Below are 17,606 nucleotides of genomic sequence, written 5' to 3'. Positions count from 1 at the left end.
GGAATATGCAATATAACTTTAGTTTTTTAAAGAAACATAAATTATACGATAGCTTCTCGGGGGCTTGTATTGAGGCTGAAAAAGGTTTAGTTGTTTCATATGCATCTACAGCAATATTAACTCGTAGAGCTTTAGAATTAGCTGTCAAATGGGTTTTTAGTTATGACGAAGAGCTGAATGCTCCATATCAGGATAATTTAGCAACATTAATACATGACTACACTTTTAGAAGCATAATTGATGTTAATTTACTTCCTATGCTCAAGTACATTCAACAACTAGGGAATAAAGCAGTTCATACAAGTGCTCCTATTACTAGAGAAGAAGCTATTCTTGCTTTAAGAAATCTTTTTGAGTTTATATCGTGGATTGACTACTGTTATTCAGATGAATTAAATACAATTGATTTTGATGAAAGTATACTTCAAGATAATGAAAAACAGAAAAAGACACGTAAGGAACTTCAAGATTTATATGAACGTCTTGGTTCAAAAGATAGGAAGCTTGAAGAAGTTATTAAAGAAAATGAAGAGCTTAGAAAGAAAATTACTGCTAAGAGAATTGAAAATGGGCAACACCGTGACTTTAAAGTAGATGAGATAAGTGAATTTAAAACTCGTAAGATGTATATAGATTTAGAACTACAATTAGCAGGTTGGAATATTGGTACAGATTGTAGGGAAGAAATAGAAGTTCAAGGGATGCCTAATAGTTCAGGTGTAGGCTTTGTGGACTATGTTTTATATGGAGATGATGGAAAACCTCTTGCAGTTATAGAAGCTAAAAAAACTAGTGTTGACTCAAGGATTGGAAAGCAACAGGCAAAGCTCTATGCAGATTGTCTAGAAAAAGAACATAATATTAGACCTGTAATATTTTATACAAATGGATTTGAATACTATCTTTGGGATGATGTAAGCTATCCTGAGCGTCAAGTATCAGGCATTTATACAAAAAGTGAGTTAGAGTGGTTAATATACAAGCGTAAAAATAAGAAGTCTTTAAAAACGACATATATTAAAAATGAAATCACAAATAGACCATATCAAAAGATGGCAATACAAGCAGTTTGTGATATTTTAGAAAAAGGTCATAGAAAAGCACTATTAGTTATGGCAACAGGTTCAGGTAAGACACGTACAGCAATTTCAATTGTTGATGTGTTAATAAATAAAGGATGGATTAAGAATATTCTTTTCTTAGCAGATAGAACAGCTTTAGTGAGACAAGCTAAGAAGAATTTTAAAAATCTATTGCCTGAGTTATCATTATGCAATTTACTCGATAATAAGGATAATCCTGAAAGTAGAATGATATTTTCAACCTATCCAACTATGATGAATGCAATTGATGAAACTAAAAGTAAGGATGGTTCAAAGTTATTTAGTTCAGGTCATTTTGATTTAATTATTATAGATGAATCACATAGAAGTATTTACAAGAAGTATCAAGCTATATTTGATTATTTTGATGGAATATTGCTAGGGCTTACAGCGACACCAAAAAGTGATATTGATAAAAATACTTATGAGATATTTGACCTTGAAAATAATGTACCAACTTATGCGTATGAATTGGGTGAAGCAATTAAAGACGGATATCTCGTACCTTACCATACCATAGAAACAAAGATGAAATTCATGGAAGAAGGTATTCATTATGATGATTTAAGTGAAGAAGAAAAAGAACATTTTGAGGAAACTTTTGATGATGGAGTAACAGATATAAGCGGGGAAGCGTTAAATTCATTTTTATTTAATAATAATACTATTGATACTGTTTTACATACTTTGATGGAACAAGGCATTAAAGTTGAGGGGGGAGATAAACTAGGTAAAACTATTATCTTTGCTAAGAATAAAAAACATGCGGATTTTATCGTAAAACGTTTTAATATACTATATCCTAAGTATAACAGTGGATTTATAAAAACGATATATACAGATATTAAGTATGTTGATACTTTAATTGATGATTTTTCTACAAAAGATAAATTACCACAGATTGCTGTATCAGTAGATATGTTAGATACAGGGATAGATATACCAGAGATTGTAAATTTAGTATTTTTTAAAAAAGTTCGTTCAAAGGCCAAGTTTTGGCAAATGATAGGCCGTGGAACAAGACTTTGTGAAAATCTATTTGGGGTAGAAATGAATAAGGATGGCTTTAGGATATTTGATTATTGTTCTAACTTTGAGTATTTTAGAGAAAATAAGATGGGGAAAGAAGCAAAGCTTAATAAATCTTTAACTGAGAAGTTATTTAATATTAAAACGGAAATTATTAAAGAACTTCAAAGAATTGAATATCAGAATAAAGAATATATGTCATATAGAGAAAGTTTAGTTGATGAATTAATTAAATTTATTTTGCAAATTGATGAGAATAGGTTTGATAGTAGAATGAAAATTAAGTATATCCATAAATATAATAAAAAAGATGCATGGAATAATATTACTGACAAAGATATCCGTGATTTAGAAGAAAATATTACACCTCTTATACCTTCAATTGAAGATGATGAGTTGGCAAAGAGGTTTGACTATCTAATGCTTACTATAGAATATTCAGACCTTAAAGGTATAGTTGCTTCTAAACCAAAGATGAAAGTTATAACAACTGCTGAAAAATTATCCACTAAAGGTACTATTGCTACGGTGAAGCGTCAAGAACATCTAATTACAAAAGTTCAAACTGATGAATTTTGGCAAGAAGCAGATATATTTGAATATGAGATTGTAAGAAAAGCATTTAGAGATTTAATTAAGTTTCTTGATGCTAATGTAGGAACTATTTACTATACTAATTTTACAGATGAAGTAATGGAAGTCAAAGAAAATGAAGGTGAGTTTAATGTTAATGACTTGCAAAGTTATCGAAAAAAAGTAAATCAATATCTTAAAGAGCATGAAGATGATTTAGTTGTTTATAAACTTAGAAATAATAAACCAATATCCGAAGATGACATTAAACATCTTGAAAAAATATTATGGAAAGAGCTAGGAACAAGAGATGATTATATAAATGAATATGGAGATGAGCCATTGCTTCGGTTAGCATCAAGGATTGTAGGTCTTGACCCTACTACAGCAAATGAAGCATTTTCTGAATTCTTATCAGATGAAACGCTTAATTCAAATCAGATGGAATTTGTTAAGCTTGTTGTAGATTTCATTATTGATAATGGAATAATAGATAAATCTATCTTTAATGACCAACCATTTAATAAGTTTGGGAATGTAGTAACTCTATTTGGAGACAAGTTAGAAACTGCTAAAAGTATTATGAAAAAGATTGATGAGCTGAATGCTAGAATTGATATAGGATAAAAAATTTAAAAATTTAGGAGTAGATGAAAAAATATATGGGGCAAAAATTAGTATAAAATTCTATGACTATCTAGACCTATTTAAATATCTTTTTTAAATCTTCCATACCCCACCCATCTTTTGTATAGAAAGGATAACTAAATATTAAATAAGTTGTTTGTAGGTGTAATATTACTATTAAAAGACTTATATAGATGTATTTCTAGGTAGGTCTTTTTTAGTTTTTGTAATTTTATAAAATCAGAGAAGAAGTGATTAACATATGATTTATACAGCGTTTATAGAAGATTTTTAAAACTATTAAAAACAGGGGGAATATTTATGTGTGATTACAAAAAATTATCTGACAAAGAACTTTTTCTATGATTGTAATGGAGAGAGTAGGAAGAAAAGCAACAAGACTAGAATTTGATACATCTAAAACAGAGAATTCTAAAAGAATTATACCTATACCTCAATATATTATTAGAAGGTTAAAGAAGCACAAATGAAACATAAATCAAAACAAGTGCAAGAAAAACTCCGTATAGGTAAATATTATAATGAAAATGATTTAGTATTTTGTAATATTGATGGAATACCAATTAACCCAACAACGATAACAACTAGATTTAAAAGTATTCTTAAAAAAGTTAGATTAGAGGATACAAGATTCCATGATTTGGGACACTCATTTGCTACTTTGCTATTAGAGACGAATGAACATCCAAAAGTAGTTCAGGAGTTATTAGGTCACAGCAGTATCACAGCAACATTAGATATTTATTCTCATGTTTCAATTAGATAAGAAAGAGGAAGCAGTTCAAAAGCTAAATATATTATTTAAATAAAAGGCACCTCCAAATTAATATTCAGAGGTGTTTATCTATTTGCAGTAAAATCGTAGTAATTACTGTTTTAATTATGATATTAAATTACTAACTAATGAAGGGAATTCTTGTATTTAAGTAGTTTGTAGAAGTTAGTATCTTGAAGTTATGGGCGTTTTTTTCTACACATTAAATCTAAATACTACTACATCTCCGTCCTGCATTACGTAATCTTTACCTTCAAGTCTTACTAATCCTTTTTCTTTAGCTTTAGGATATCCACCACACTCAAGTAAATCTTTGAAGTTAATAACTTCAGCTCTTATAAATCCTCTTTCCATATCAGTGTGAATTTTTCCTGCTGCTTGAGGAGCTTTAGTACCTATTTGTATAGTCCAAGCTCTTACTTCTTTAGGACCAGCTGTTAAATAGCTCATAAGACCTAATAATTTGTAACTAGATTTTATTAATTTATCTAGCCCAGATTCTTGTAGACCTAAGTCACCTAAAAAGTTTTTCTTTTCTTCATCATCTAATTCAGATATTTCAGCTTCTATTTGAGCAGAAATAACAACTACTTCAGAATTTTCTTTTTCAGCATACTTTTTAACTTGAGCTACATATTCATTATTAGGATTTGATAATAACTCTTCTTCAGAGATATTCGCTACATATAGTATAGGTTTAGATGATAGTAAGTTAAAACTTTTTATAATAGATTGTTCTTCTTCATTTAAGTCTAGAGTTCTTACAGACTCTCCATTTTCAATGGTATTTTTAATTTTATTAAGTAAATCAAGCTCTTTTTGGTAAGATTTATCTCCCTTAACTAGCTTTTGACCTTTCTCAATTCTTCTGTTTACTACTTCTAAATCTGCTAGTACTAGTTCTAAGTTAATTATTTCTATATCTTCTATAGGGTTAATTCTACCTTCTACATGAGTTATATTTTCATCTTCGAAACATCTTACAACATGTATAATGGCTTCAACCTCTCTTATATGTGAAAGGAACTTGTTCCCTAATCCCTCACCTTGGCTAGCACCTTTAACAAGACCAGCTATGTCAAAAAACTCAATAGCTGTAGGTACACATTTTTCAGAATCAAAAAGCTTTCTTAAAGCTTCTAATCTCTCATCTGGAACAGCTACAACACCAACATTAGGTTCTATAGTACAGAATGGGTAGTTAGCTGACTCTGCACCTGCTGAAGTAATAGCATTAAAAAGAGTACTTTTACCTACGTTTGGTAAACCTACAATACCTAATTTCATTTGTATCTTCCTTTCAAAATTTATAATTATGAATATAGTATTAAATTCTTAAATGACAGATTAAATTATACCTTAATATGTAGATTACTTCAATAAATAGGGGAGTTATTTTAACTATTATTTACTAAATATATCTAATAAATTTTTATATTTAACATAGTTTTAACTATCAATTAACATGTCCTATACAAAGTTAACATTTATTCTTGTTACAATTCTTATGTAATTAAAAATTAACATGAGGGGGCAAATGATATAATGATTAAGGTACTAAAAAAATCAAAAGTATTAACAGTATCTGCAATTTTAATAATGTCTTTATCTTTAATTTTTACAGGGTGCGGAAAATCAAATGAAAGTAGTAATAGTGGATCTGAATCTGCAAATAAAATTTCTGGGAATATAGAGATAGATGGGTCAAGTACGGTGTATCCTATAACAGAGGCAATTGCTGAAGAATTTCAAGCTAATAACCAAGATGCAAGGGTTACTGTTGGAATGTCAGGATCAGGTGGGGGATTTAAGAGATTTACATCAGGAGAAACTGATATTAGTAATGCTTCGAGAGAGATAAAAGAAGAAGAAGTTACTAAAGCTAAAGAAAACAATATAGAATATACTAAATTTGATGTAGCTTATGATGGTATATCAATAGTTGTAAATAAAGAAAATGAATTTGTAAAGGATTTAACTACTGATGAGTTAAAGAAAATTTGGGAACCAGATAGTAAAGTGAAAACTTGGAAAGATGTTAGACCAGAATGGCCAAATGAAGAAATAAGATTATATGGTCCAGGAACTGACTCTGGTACATTTGACTACTTTACAGAAGAAATCGTAGGTGAAAGTAAAAAAATAAGAACGGATTATACGGCTAGTGCAGATCCTAATGTATTAGTACAAGGAGTATCTTCAGATAAGTATTCACTAGGATATTTTGGATATGCATACTATTTAGAAAATAAAGATGCTTTAAAACTTGTATCAGTGAATGGAGTAAAACCTGAACCTAAAACTATACAAAGTGGAGAATATTCACCACTATCTAGACCATTATTTATATATGCTTCAAATAAGTCTGTAAAAGAAAAACCACAAGTAAAAGAATTTGTTAAGACTTACTTAGAAACTGCTAAAGATATAGTGTCAGGAATAGGATATATTCCACTAGAAGATGCTAAATATAGTGAACAACTTAAGACACTAGAAAATATAAAATAGCTATCAAGATATTTATAAGCAAGACGAGAGTCTTGCTTTTTTATGTCTAAAAATGACTAAAGTTAACACAGTTTTAACATCTCTTTAACCAAAACTAAACCTCTCATAGATTGATAAATATTATAATTCAAGTATAAGTTAGGTATAGAAACGGATAGGAGGATGGATATGAGAGCCAACGCAATAGACATAACTGATAACGGTGTTAGTTGCAAAAAAAAATTAAAGAGGAGAAATCCCTTTAGTGAAATTTTAGTAAAAATAATATTATCCTTGTTTGCTGGAATATCAATACTAACAACAATAGCAATAATAATTATATTATGTAAGGAGACATTAGGATTTTTTCAAGAAGTATCAATAAAAGAGTTTTTAACAGGAACGGAGTGGACAGCTTTATTTAATCCACCTAAATTTGGTGTGTTGCCTCTATTGATAGGTACAATGATGATTTCTATTATAGGAAGCCTTATAGCTTTACCAATTGGACTTGGAAGTGCTATATATCTTAGCGAATATGCATCGGAAAGAACTAGAAAGATATTAAAACCTATATTAGAAATTTTGGCAGGTGTTCCTACTATAGTTTATGGATATTTCGCACTAACTTTTATAACTCCTGTTATTAGAAATATATTTCCTTCAGCTAATGTATTTAATGCTTTAAGTGCAAGTATAGCTGTTGGTATTATGATTATACCTATGGTGTCTTCTCTAAGTGAGGATGCAATGAGAGCAGTGCCAGATTCTTTAAGACAAGGGGCATATGCGTTAGGATGTACGAAACTTGAAGTAGCTACTAAAGTAGTTATGCCTGCAGCTCTTTCAAGTATAATATCTTCATTTGTATTAGCTGTATCAAGAGCTATAGGTGAAACTATGATCGTTACTTTAGCAGCAGGTTCAATGCCAAAGTTTACTTTTAATCCCCTAGAAAATGTTCAGACTATGACTGCGTTTATAGTTCAAGTTGCTTCAGGAGATGTTGTACATGGAGGATTAGCATATAAAACTATCTTTGCAGTAGGAATGTTATTATTTATTATAACTTTAGGAATGAACATACTTTCAAGAATTATTATAAAGAAATATAAGGAGGAATATTAGTGAGTAACTTAAAAAGAAGAAAAATAAAAAATAAAATATTTCATGCACTAGTATTTGCTTCTACTTTATTTGGGGTAATAATACTTGCGGTATTGTTATTTGATATATTCAAGGACGGATTAAAGTGGATAAACTTTGATTTTTTCAATAATTTTACTTCAAGGATTCCTACAAGAGCTGGTATAAAGGCTCCTTTACTTGGAAGTCTATGGATCATATTATTAACAACAGTAATTGCTTTTCCTGTTGGAGTAGGAACTGCTATATATCTTGAAGAATATGCGAAAAAAAACTGGATTACAAATATTATTCAAGTTAATATATCTAATTTAGCAGGTGTACCTTCTATAGTATTTGGTATATTAGGTCTCGCTGTATTTGTAAATATGTTTGGATTTGGTAGAAGTATATTATCAGGAGCATTAACACTAGCTTTATTAATTCTTCCTGTAATCATCGTGTCATCTCAGGAAGCACTGAGAAGCGTTCCTACAGAGTTAAAGCAAGGGGCTTATGCGTTAGGCATGACTAAGTGGAAAGTTGTAACAGGTGTTGTGCTACCTTATTCTATGCCTAGCATATTAACAGGAGGAATTTTATCTATATCGAGAGCGTTAGGGGAGACAGCGCCTCTTATTATGGTCGGAGCAGTAGCATTTGTTGCATTTACTCCTAAAAGTATATTCGATTCTTTCTCCATATTACCTATGCAAATATACAGCTGGACTTCAAGACCACAAGAAGAATTTCATGGATTGGCAGCAGCAGGAATTATAGTTCTATTAGTAATTTTATTCTTGTCTAATGCAATAGCTATTATTTTAAGAAATAAATACGAAGATAGATTGAAAGGATAGGGGGAGAACTAATGGCTGTAAAAATTAAGGTTAAAAATTTAGATTTTTATTATAATAATTTTCATGCACTTAAAAATATAAATTTAGATATAGAAGAAAATAAAGTTACAGCACTAATCGGACCTTCAGGTTGTGGTAAATCAACGTTTATAAGAATTTTAAATAGAATGAATGATTTAATAGAGGGAACAAGACACACAGGAGATATTATCTTTGAGAATAAAGATATATACCATCCAGATGTGGATGAGGTGGAACTTAGAAAAAAAATAGGAATGGTTTTTCAAAAGCCTAATCCATTTCCAAAGACCATATATGAAAATATAATATTTGGCCCTAAAAGACATGGCGTAAAAAGCAAAGCTAAATTAGACGAAATAGTTGAAAAGAGTCTAAAAGGAGCAGCACTGTGGAATGAAGTTAAAGATAGATTAAATACATCGGCTTGGTCACTATCAGGAGGACAACAACAGAGACTATGTATAGCTAGAGCATTAGCTATGGAACCAGATGTTTTATTAATGGATGAACCAACTTCAGCATTAGATCCTATAGCTACTTCTAAAATAGAAGAATTAATAGAAGAATTAAAAAAAGAATATACTATAGCTATAGTTACTCACTCTATGCAACAGGCTGGAAGAATATCAGATAACACAGCATTCTTTTTAATGGGAGAACTTATAGAATTTGATGAAACTAAAAAGATATTTTCAAACCCTAGTGACAAAAAAACTGAGGATTATATAACAGGAAGATTTGGTTAAAAGGGGGGATTATTATGAGAAAAAGTTATGATCAGAAACTAAAAGATTTACATTTTTCATTATTAGAAATGGGAGCAAGTGTAGAAAAGGTTATACACTTATCTATAGAATCACTTGTAAAACAAGATTTGGAAAAAGCTGAAGAAGCTATAAAGTTAGATAATGAAGTAGATAGAATGGAACTAGAGATAGAAGAACAATGTCTAGAATTATTTGCACTCCAAAATCCTTTAGCAGGAGATTTAAGAAAGATAAGTAGTATAATGAAAATTATAACTGATTTAGAGCGAGTAGGGGATTATGGAGTAAATATAGCTAATATTACAAAAAAAATTGGAAGACAAAAGTTAATAAAACCTCTAGTAGATATACCTAAAATGGCGGAAATAACTAAAACAATGGTAATAAAAAGCTTAGATAGCTTTGTAAAAGAAGATAAAGAGTTAGCAATAGAAGTTGCAGAAATGGATGACTTAGTAGATGAACTTTATGATAGCATATGTGTAGAGCTATTAAAAATGGTCGGAGAAAACAAAGAAATAATAGAGCAAGTCGTGAATTTATTGTTTATAGGAAGATATCTAGAGAGAATAGCAGATCATACAACCAACATTTGTGAAAGAATAATATATATATTAACTGGAGAAAGAGTTTATTTTTAAAACCATCTTTAAATAGATGGTTTTCTTATTTTTAAAAAGCTTTAAATAAAACAATATATGAAAATATTATTAAATTAGATACAGTATCAGATGTAATAGTTGATGAAAATATTGTATAAAAGATAATAGTGTAGCAATAATAGAAGATAAGACTATTATTGGAGTAGTATCATCATAAAGGATAAAGTCAGATGAAAAAAAGAAAAGATAAGACAAATGTGATCAGTTATTAATCTATATATTTATTGCTTTATATGTTAAGTTACTGAATAATCTCAACATGTAATTAATAAAAATATATAAAGTTGAAATTTTTCAGTGAGTTTAAAATTGCTGAAGGTTTCGATAATAAAACTTGTGAGGTTATTATGTATAGGGGGAAATCTAGAAATAGAACGTTAGGTTGTTTATTTTGCTTTATATTTTTTGGAGTACTTTATTTGGCTTATGATGGAATGAAAAGCACCATTTTTTTACTGATATCATTTTACTCTCTGATTGTAGTAGTTACAAATAGAGATAAACTATTAGAGGAAAAGATTAAGACTATATTTTGCATAGTATTACCTTACATACTATCAGTTATATTTATAAATGTTAGAGACTATAATATGGACTTAAATTTATTAGGAAATGCTTTAAAGAAAGACGAGACAGCAGTTATTTTAGTCTATAAAGGTGAAAGCGAAAGATATAGCTTGAGCAAAGAAGTACTGAATATTAAAAATAAAAATAGTCTTTCAGAAAAGATAAAAATACCATTTAAATTAAATAAAGTAAAAAGAAACTATAATTTAATAGGGAAGAGTGATTATAAAAAAGAAACTATTAGATTTAGCAGAGAACTGCAAAAAAGTCTAAATGAAAATAACTATAATGTCTATATAGGATATATGAATGATAATAAGTACATAGAAGAAACAATAATTGATGTAGCAAATAATGGGTATAAAAATGTAATAGTAGTTCCTATATTTTTAACTGAAGACAGTAATGTTTTAGAATTAAAATCTAGAGTCGAAAACATGAAGCTTTTTAATCTTAATATAAACATAAAGTATACAGAATCTCTATGGAATAGCAAAGCAGTGCTAAATTCATATTTTAATAAAATTGCTAAACAGATTGAAACTGATAATACTTCTGATACAGGAGTTGTACTGATAGGAGGTGGAGAAAAAGACTATAATAATGAAAAGTATATACAGTCAATAAAAGAAGATACTATGTTTAGAAATAAATTAAGATTATTACTTCAAAAGGAATTAAATTTACAAGAACATAAAGTAAAAGCTTGTTGGTTTGAATATATTGATCCTAAATATGAAGATATTGTAAGAGATATGTTAGAATACGGTGTTAGTAAAATATTAATTGTATATACTAATCTATCAGTAACTGACATAGAAAATAATATTATGGCAGATAATATAATAAATAACGTAGAATTCCCAGATGGAGTTAGTATAAAAATAATAGACGGATTTATAGATGATGAAAAATTAGTTCAAGAACTTAAAAATAGAATAGAATTTACGAATCTTCAAAAATAATAGTAAAAAGACATTAACACAGGAGGTATTACTATTGGAATTAAAAACAATAAGAAAAGAAATAGGGAAAGGAGTACACTTAAATGTACTTAAAACAGATAAATTTAAAACAAATATAATAAGTATATATCTAATAAGACCTTTAGATAAAGAAGAAGTAACTAAGAATGCTTTATTACCATTAGTTTTAAATAGAGGAACTAAAAACTATAACACTTCTTTGGATATACAAAGAAAGTTAGAAGATTTATATGGAGCTAACTTAAGTATAGATGTAAGTAAAAAAGGAGAAAAGCATGCTATTAGATTTAGTATAGAATTTATTGATGATAAATACACGAATGAGAGAAATATAGAAGAAACTATCTCTTTACTCATTGAGATTATAATAAATCCTATATTGGAAAATGGAAAATTTTCAACTAAATACATACAACAAGAAAAAGAAAATTTAAAAAGAAGAATAGAAAGTAAAATAAATGATAAAAAGCAATACTCAGTTGATAGATGTATAGAAGAAATGTGCAAAGATGAAAAATTTAGTATAAACAGATTAGGATATGTAGATGACTTAGAAAAAGTAAATGCTGATAACTTATATGAACACTATAAAACTGTTTTATCTACTAGTATTATAGAAATAGATGCTGTAGGAGACATAAACATAACAGAAGTCGAAGAACTGATAAAAAACAAATTTAATTTAGAAAGAAAAAATATAGTTGAATTACCTAGAGAAGAAGTAATAAAAAAAGTAGAAAAAGAAAATGTAGTATATGAAGATATGGAGATTAGTCAAGGTAAGCTTATATTAGGATATAGAACGAATTTACCATATGAAGATGAGCTATATAATGCATTTATGATAGGTAATGAAATATTAGGAGGAGGACCTAATTCAAAACTATTCTTAAATGTAAGAGAAAAAGAAAGTTTAGCTTACTATATTTATTCTCAATCATTTAAATATAAATCTTTAATGCTTATAGTATCAGGAATTGAGTTTGAAAATTTTGAAAAGACCGTAGATATTATTAAATCACAAGTTGATGAAGTTAAAAAAGGTGTATTTACTGAAGACGATATTGAAAACGCTAAAAATTCAATTATTACTTCTATAAAGGCGTTAACTGATGATAGCTTTTCTTTATGTGAGTATATACTTGCACAATATTTAACTAATGATGATAAAACTATAGATGAGTTTATAAGTAATATAAGAAAAGTTAGAAAAGAAGATATTGTAAATGCCTTTCAAAATATAGAACTAGATACTACTTATTTTTTGAAAAGTAAATAATGTCTAAATCTAAACAGGAGGTTTTGTACTTGCAACCTAAAACTATAAAAAATAATAAACTTAAAGAAGAGTTTTGTATTAAAGAATTAAATAATGGACTAAAAATATTTTATATACCTAAAAAAGACTATGTAAAACAATACGCTATATTTGCTACCAAATATGGATCAAATGATAATAGATTTGTTCCCATAAATGAATCTGATTTTATAGAGGTACCTCAAGGTATAGCACACTTTTTAGAGCATAAATTATTTGAAGAACCTAATGGTAATATATTTGACGAATTTTCTAAATTAGGATCTTATGTTAATGCTTATACTACATTTAATCAAACTGCATATTTGTTTTCTTGTACAGATAAGTTTTATGAAAATCTTGAACTATTAGTAAAGTTTGTTCAAAATCCTTATTTCACGGATGAAAATGTTGAAAAGGAAAAAGGTATAATAGAGCAAGAAATTAGAATGTATCAAGATACACCAGGATGGAGATTATATTCAAATTGTCTCTCAGGAATGTATGTGAAACATCCTGTAAAAATAGATATAGCAGGAACTGTAGAAAGTATAAGACAAATAAACAAGGAGCTTTTATATAAATGCTACAATACATTTTATCATCCAAGTAATATGGTATTAGTTATTGTTGGCGATATAGATATTAATAAGGCTTTAGATATAATAGAAAAAAATCAGAATATAAAAGAAAATACCAGTAAAGAAATTAAGCGAGTATATGAGGAGGAACCTAAAGAAATAAATGAAGAAATAATAGAAGAGTCATCTAGTATTTCTACTCCAATATTTAATATTGGATTTAAAGACTTTGATGTGGGATATGATGGCAAAAAGCTAGTTCATAAAGAGATATGTATAAATATGATATTAGAGATGTTATTTGGTTATAGCTCAGAATTCTTTCAGCAACTATATGAAGAAGGCTTAATTAATAATAGCTTTGGATCTCAATATGTAGCTTATAAGGACTATGGTCACTCTATTATAGGAGGAGAGTCTGAGAATCCTAAACTTGTATTAGATAAGATTATTAAATATATAGAAGAAGTAAAAAGCAAAGGATTAGATAAAGATAGTTTTAATAGAATTAAGAAAAAGTTTATAGGATATAATTTCGAAGAATTTAATTCTATAGAATCTATAGGTAATAACTTTGCAAGTTACTACTTTAAAAACTTTAATTTTTTAGAATATGCTAATTTGACAGAAAATATAACATTTCCAGACATTGAGGAAAGATTTGTAAAACATTTTAACAATAATTATACATTATCCATAGTTTCTCCTAAAAAGTAGATTTGACTTTGTAAAAGAATAAAAATATAATTAATTTTTAGTAACGTAAACTGCTAACTTTTTTTAGCAGTTTACAAATATATAAAGGAGGAAGAACATGGATCCGGTTGCATTTGAAATATTTGGTTTGCAAGTTAGGTGGTATGGCATATTAATATCTTTAGGAGTTCTTTTAGGAACTGTTATAGCTATGAGAGAAGCTAAAAGAAGAAAACTTAATGAAGATATAGTAATAGACTTATTAATATTTGCTATACCAGCTGCTGTAATAGGAGCAAGATTGTACTATGTAATATTCTCATGGGATGAATATAAAGGAGATTTCTACTCTATTATAAATACAAGAGAAGGTGGACTAGCAATTCATGGAGCACTGATTGCATCTGTTTTGGTAGCTGTAATTTTTTGTAAGGTTAAAAAACTTAATTTTTGGGAGTTAGCAGATATATTTGCACCTAGTATTATATTAGGTCAAGCTATAGGAAGATGGGGAAATTTTATAAACCAAGAGGCACATGGTGGACCTACAAATCTCCCTTGGGGAATAATGATTAATGGCCAAAAAGTTCATCCTACATTTTTATATGAGTCTTTATGGGATTTTTTGGTGTTCTTATTTTTAATATGGTATAGAAAAGATAAAATTAAATTTAATGGGGAAGTTTTTCTATTATATTTAAGTCTATATTCTTTAGGAAGGTTTTTCATAGAGGGATTAAGAACTGATAGTCTCATGTTTGGACCTATAAGAGTGGCTCAATTAATTAGTATTTTAATCATATTAGTATGTGGTTACATGATTATAAGAAATAGAAAAAAGTCTATTAAAAGTAAAATGGAATAGTTTGATTATTTAGAATAAAAAAGGAAGAAAACGCAAGAAATATTATGTCTAAATTAAAAAATAGTTGTAGATGATAGTAAGATTACATTGACATATATTAGAAAAATGTAATAAAATAATCGTACTTAGAAGATAAAGGTGGGTTGAAAATGACGCTTAATGACGAAATCATGTGTTTAAGGGACAAGCTTCATCAATCTATTAAAGACAATGACAATTTTGATGTTATTTATGACTTAAGTACAAAGTTAGATGTTCTAATTGTTACGTATTACTCGAAGTACAAAGATTTATGTAAAAGAAAAGATAAAATGTGTTAGTTGGTTTTAAAAACAGGTTGGTTATGATTTATAGAATACTTTTAAATAAGTATTCTTTTTTTTTATTTTTGATTATATTTATGAAATCTCATAAGTATACAAAATTATAAAAAAGAATAATTTTAAATGGTTAACTGATAAAAGTACATATTAGTATATTTCTTTAGTATTATTGTGTAATCGCTTAATATTAATAGATAAATTCTATCAAAAAAACTAGAAGAAAATTTTTTTATTTTATAAGAAGGAATTAAAATGTTATTCTAGAAGTAGTAAAAGTGGTTTGAAGTGGTTTGAAGTGGGGAGTTAGTATTCAAATGGGGTGAATAGTATGTTTATTGGGGAGTATCAGCACTCTCTTGATAACAAGGGAAGAATTATAATTCCGGCTAAGTTTAGAGATGAACTAGGAGATAACTTCATAATTACAAAGGGACTTGATAATTGTCTATTTATTTTTCCTAAAACAGAATGGAACCTATTTGAACAAAAAATAAAATCACTTCCACTTACAAGTAAAGATGCTAGAGCTTTTACAAGATTCTTTTTTTCTGGCGCGGCTGAATGTGAATTAGACAAACAAGGAAGAGTATTGATTCCACATAACTTAAGAGAACATTCTAGACTTGATAAAGAAGCAGTAATAATAGGAGTATCAAATAGAGTTGAGATATGGAGTAAAGAAGAGTGGGATTATTATAATGAAGATGAAAGTCTAAGTTATGAAAATATTGCAGAAAAAATGAGCGAACTTGGTATATAGAATATTTTTAGACAAATAAAAAAACTACAGATGAAAATGAGGTGGAAGATTTGAACTTTAATCATATATCTGTTCTTTTAAACGAATGTATAGAAGGACTTAATATTAAAGAAGATGGAATATACGTAGATGGAACGTTAGGTGGTGCTGGTCATTCAAAGGAAATAGTTAAAAGATTAGATAAAGGAAGGCTAATTGGAATAGATCAAGATTCTAATGCTATAAAAAAAGCCAGTAAAGAATTAGATAATTTTATGGAAAAAGTTACTATAGTACATGATAATTTTAAAAATATAAAAAATATACTAACAAATCTTGAAATAGAAGGTGTTGATGGAATACTTTTGGACTTGGGAGTATCATCACATCAATTAGATGAAGGCGAAAGAGGATTTTCATATAATAAAGATGCTTACTTAGATATGAGAATGGATACAACAAATGAATTAAAAGCATGGGACGTTGTTAACAGTTATACTAAGGATGAAATAGAAAGAATAATAAAAGAATATGGCGAGGAAAGATGGGCAAAGAGGATAGCTGAATTTATAGTAAAAGAAAGAAGTGAAAAAACAATAGATACTACCACAGAACTAGTTGAGGTTATAAAAAAGGCTATTCCTAGTGGTGCAAGAAGGGATGGACCACATCCTGCTAAGAGAACTTTTCAAGCTATAAGAATAGAAGTAAATAATGAGCTTGGAATTTTAAAACAGACCATAATAGATGCTTGTAATGTTCTTAAAAAACAAGGAAGAATATGTATAATAACATTTCACTCTCTAGAAGATAGGATAGTTAAGGAAACATTCAAAGAGCTAAATTTAAGCTGTATATGTCCTCCTGAATTTCCAATATGTCAGTGTAATAAGCAAAGAGAAGTGAAAATAATTACTAGAAAGCCAATACTTCCTTCAAATGAAGAAATAAATAATAATCCAAGATCTAGAAGTGCTAAGTTGAGAGTGGCTGAAAAGCTTTAATGTAATGTTCTAAAAGTATAAAGGGGTGAATAAAATTGTTAGTAGCTAAAAAAGAACACCATTCATATACGAAACATAAAACTAAGCGAAAAAAAGTTATAAAAAATAAAAATAATAGAAAAAAAAGCAACATTGGTGTTAAATTAAAAATTATTTTTTGCTCAGCTATAGTATTTGTATCATGTATATTTTTATTATCAAGATATGCATACATAACAAAAATTAGATTAGATGTATCAAAATTAGAAAAAGAAGTTGTAACATTAAATGATAAAAAGAGTGATTTGAAAATAGAACTTGAAAAGATAAAAGATTCTGGGTGGATAGAACAACAGGCAAAAGAAAAAATAAATATGAGACCGGCTAGGGAAGATCAATTGATATATATCAATGTAAGTAGTAATGATAAGAAATCTAATAAACAGATTGCAGAGAATAAAGACTCTAACTTCTTTAGTGGTATTGTAGATAAAATTTTAAATATGTTTTAGGAGGATT

Annotated in this window: 16 protein-coding genes; 15 read left to right on the top strand and 1 reads right to left on the bottom strand. The window is 28.2% G+C overall.

What is annotated here, in order from left to right:
- The first annotated feature begins 5 nt into the window (after window positions 1-5).
- Both CLPU_RS00510 and CLPU_RS00505 read left to right on the top strand, forming a co-directional pair.
- A complete protein-coding gene (locus CLPU_RS00510) occupies window positions 6-3,332 on the top strand; it encodes a DEAD/DEAH box helicase family protein (protein ID WP_050353679.1) in 3,327 nt (1,108 codons plus the stop codon).
- A 487-nt stretch (window positions 3,333-3,819) separates the two neighbouring features.
- Window positions 3,820-4,119 carry a site-specific integrase gene (locus CLPU_RS00505; RefSeq protein ID WP_050353678.1) on the top strand — a complete coding sequence of 100 codons (300 nt, stop codon included), beginning with the start codon at window positions 3,820-3,822 and terminating at the stop codon, window positions 4,117-4,119.
- A 204-nt stretch (window positions 4,120-4,323) separates the two neighbouring features.
- On the opposite strand, the gene ychF is transcribed toward CLPU_RS00505, so the two are convergent.
- The gene (gene ychF / locus CLPU_RS00500; RefSeq protein ID WP_050353677.1) at window positions 4,324-5,415 is read right to left on the bottom strand and encodes a redox-regulated ATPase YchF; all 1,092 of its coding nucleotides are present in this window, start codon (window positions 5,413-5,415) and stop codon (window positions 4,324-4,326) included.
- Window positions 5,416-5,673: 258 nt separating this feature from the next.
- Between ychF and CLPU_RS00495 the strand changes: the two genes are divergently transcribed.
- The 13 genes from CLPU_RS00495 (at window position 5,674) to CLPU_RS00440 (ending at window position 17,599) form a co-directional block, all read left to right on the top strand.
- A complete protein-coding gene (locus CLPU_RS00495) occupies window positions 5,674-6,636 on the top strand; it encodes a PstS family phosphate ABC transporter substrate-binding protein (protein WP_050353676.1) in 963 nt (320 codons plus the stop codon).
- Between the two features lie 168 nt (window positions 6,637-6,804).
- Window positions 6,805-7,743 carry a phosphate ABC transporter permease subunit PstC gene (pstC, locus tag CLPU_RS00490; RefSeq protein ID WP_050353675.1) on the top strand — a complete coding sequence of 313 codons (939 nt, stop codon included), beginning with the start codon at window positions 6,805-6,807 and terminating at the stop codon, window positions 7,741-7,743.
- Window positions 7,743-8,600 carry a phosphate ABC transporter permease PstA gene (gene pstA / locus CLPU_RS00485; RefSeq protein WP_200898425.1) on the top strand — a complete coding sequence of 286 codons (858 nt, stop codon included), beginning with the start codon at window positions 7,743-7,745 and terminating at the stop codon, window positions 8,598-8,600. The genes pstC and pstA overlap by 1 nt, the downstream gene beginning before the upstream one ends.
- A gap of 11 nt (window positions 8,601-8,611) precedes the next feature.
- A complete protein-coding gene (pstB, locus tag CLPU_RS00480; protein WP_050353673.1) occupies window positions 8,612-9,367 on the top strand; it encodes a phosphate ABC transporter ATP-binding protein PstB in 756 nt (251 codons plus the stop codon).
- A 14-nt stretch (window positions 9,368-9,381) separates the two neighbouring features.
- Entirely contained in the window at window positions 9,382-10,029 is a 648-nt protein-coding gene (phoU, locus tag CLPU_RS00475) for a phosphate signaling complex protein PhoU (protein WP_050353672.1), read from the top strand.
- 440 nt (window positions 10,030-10,469) lie between these two features.
- Window positions 10,470-11,582: a ferrochelatase gene (locus CLPU_RS00470; protein WP_050353671.1), complete on the top strand. Its 1,113-nt coding sequence runs from the start codon at window positions 10,470-10,472 to the stop codon at window positions 11,580-11,582.
- Window positions 11,583-11,616: 34 nt separating this feature from the next.
- Window positions 11,617-12,882, top strand: a complete 1,266-nt coding sequence (gene yfmF / locus CLPU_RS00465) for an EF-P 5-aminopentanol modification-associated protein YfmF (RefSeq protein WP_050353670.1) — start codon at window positions 11,617-11,619, stop codon at window positions 12,880-12,882.
- Between the two features lie 29 nt (window positions 12,883-12,911).
- Window positions 12,912-14,198: an EF-P 5-aminopentanol modification-associated protein YfmH gene (yfmH, locus tag CLPU_RS00460; protein WP_200898424.1), complete on the top strand. Its 1,287-nt coding sequence runs from the start codon at window positions 12,912-12,914 to the stop codon at window positions 14,196-14,198.
- A 97-nt stretch (window positions 14,199-14,295) separates the two neighbouring features.
- Window positions 14,296-15,042, top strand: coding sequence for a prolipoprotein diacylglyceryl transferase (gene lgt / locus CLPU_RS00455; protein ID WP_050353668.1), 747 nt, complete (start codon window positions 14,296-14,298; stop codon window positions 15,040-15,042).
- Between the two features lie 149 nt (window positions 15,043-15,191).
- The gene (locus CLPU_RS16460) at window positions 15,192-15,362 is read left to right on the top strand and encodes an aspartyl-phosphate phosphatase Spo0E family protein (protein WP_082154002.1); all 171 of its coding nucleotides are present in this window, start codon (window positions 15,192-15,194) and stop codon (window positions 15,360-15,362) included.
- Between the two features lie 331 nt (window positions 15,363-15,693).
- Complete coding sequence (mraZ, locus tag CLPU_RS00450) at window positions 15,694-16,125, top strand: division/cell wall cluster transcriptional repressor MraZ (protein WP_050353667.1); 432 nt, start codon at window positions 15,694-15,696, stop codon at window positions 16,123-16,125.
- 50 nt (window positions 16,126-16,175) lie between these two features.
- Window positions 16,176-17,108 carry a 16S rRNA (cytosine(1402)-N(4))-methyltransferase RsmH gene (rsmH, locus tag CLPU_RS00445; RefSeq protein WP_050353666.1) on the top strand — a complete coding sequence of 311 codons (933 nt, stop codon included), beginning with the start codon at window positions 16,176-16,178 and terminating at the stop codon, window positions 17,106-17,108.
- A gap of 35 nt (window positions 17,109-17,143) precedes the next feature.
- Window positions 17,144-17,599 (top strand): septum formation initiator family protein, encoded by a 456-nt coding sequence (locus CLPU_RS00440; protein WP_050353665.1) that lies wholly within the window; start codon window positions 17,144-17,146, stop codon window positions 17,597-17,599.
- Window positions 17,600-17,606 lie beyond the last annotated feature (7 nt).

It is taken from the genome of Gottschalkia purinilytica, assembly GCF_001190785.1.
Classification (GTDB): domain Bacteria; phylum Bacillota; class Clostridia; order Tissierellales; family Gottschalkiaceae; genus Gottschalkia_A; species Gottschalkia_A purinilytica.
This window is presented reverse-complemented; position numbering and strand designations above follow the sequence as displayed.

Excerpts from the sequence above, each read along its gene's own strand:
- CLPU_RS00495 (WP_050353676.1), top strand. The coding sequence starts at position 5,674 with ATGATTAAGGTACTAAAAAAATCAAAAGTATTAACAGTATCTGCAATT.
- mraZ (WP_050353667.1), top strand. The coding sequence starts at position 15,694 with ATGTTTATTGGGGAGTATCAGCACTCTCTTGATAACAAGGGAAGAATT.
- CLPU_RS00510 (WP_050353679.1), top strand. The coding sequence starts at position 6 with ATGCAATATAACTTTAGTTTTTTAAAGAAACATAAATTATACGATAGC.
- phoU (WP_050353672.1), top strand. The coding sequence starts at position 9,382 with ATGAGAAAAAGTTATGATCAGAAACTAAAAGATTTACATTTTTCATTA.
- pstC (WP_050353675.1), top strand. The coding sequence starts at position 6,805 with ATGAGAGCCAACGCAATAGACATAACTGATAACGGTGTTAGTTGCAAA.
- ychF (WP_050353677.1), bottom strand. The coding sequence starts at position 5,415 with ATGAAATTAGGTATTGTAGGTTTACCAAACGTAGGTAAAAGTACTCTT.
- pstB (WP_050353673.1), top strand. The coding sequence starts at position 8,612 with ATGGCTGTAAAAATTAAGGTTAAAAATTTAGATTTTTATTATAATAAT.
- CLPU_RS16460 (WP_082154002.1), top strand. The coding sequence starts at position 15,192 with ATGACGCTTAATGACGAAATCATGTGTTTAAGGGACAAGCTTCATCAA.
- CLPU_RS00505 (WP_050353678.1), top strand. The coding sequence starts at position 3,820 with ATGAAACATAAATCAAAACAAGTGCAAGAAAAACTCCGTATAGGTAAA.
- lgt (WP_050353668.1), top strand. The coding sequence starts at position 14,296 with ATGGATCCGGTTGCATTTGAAATATTTGGTTTGCAAGTTAGGTGGTAT.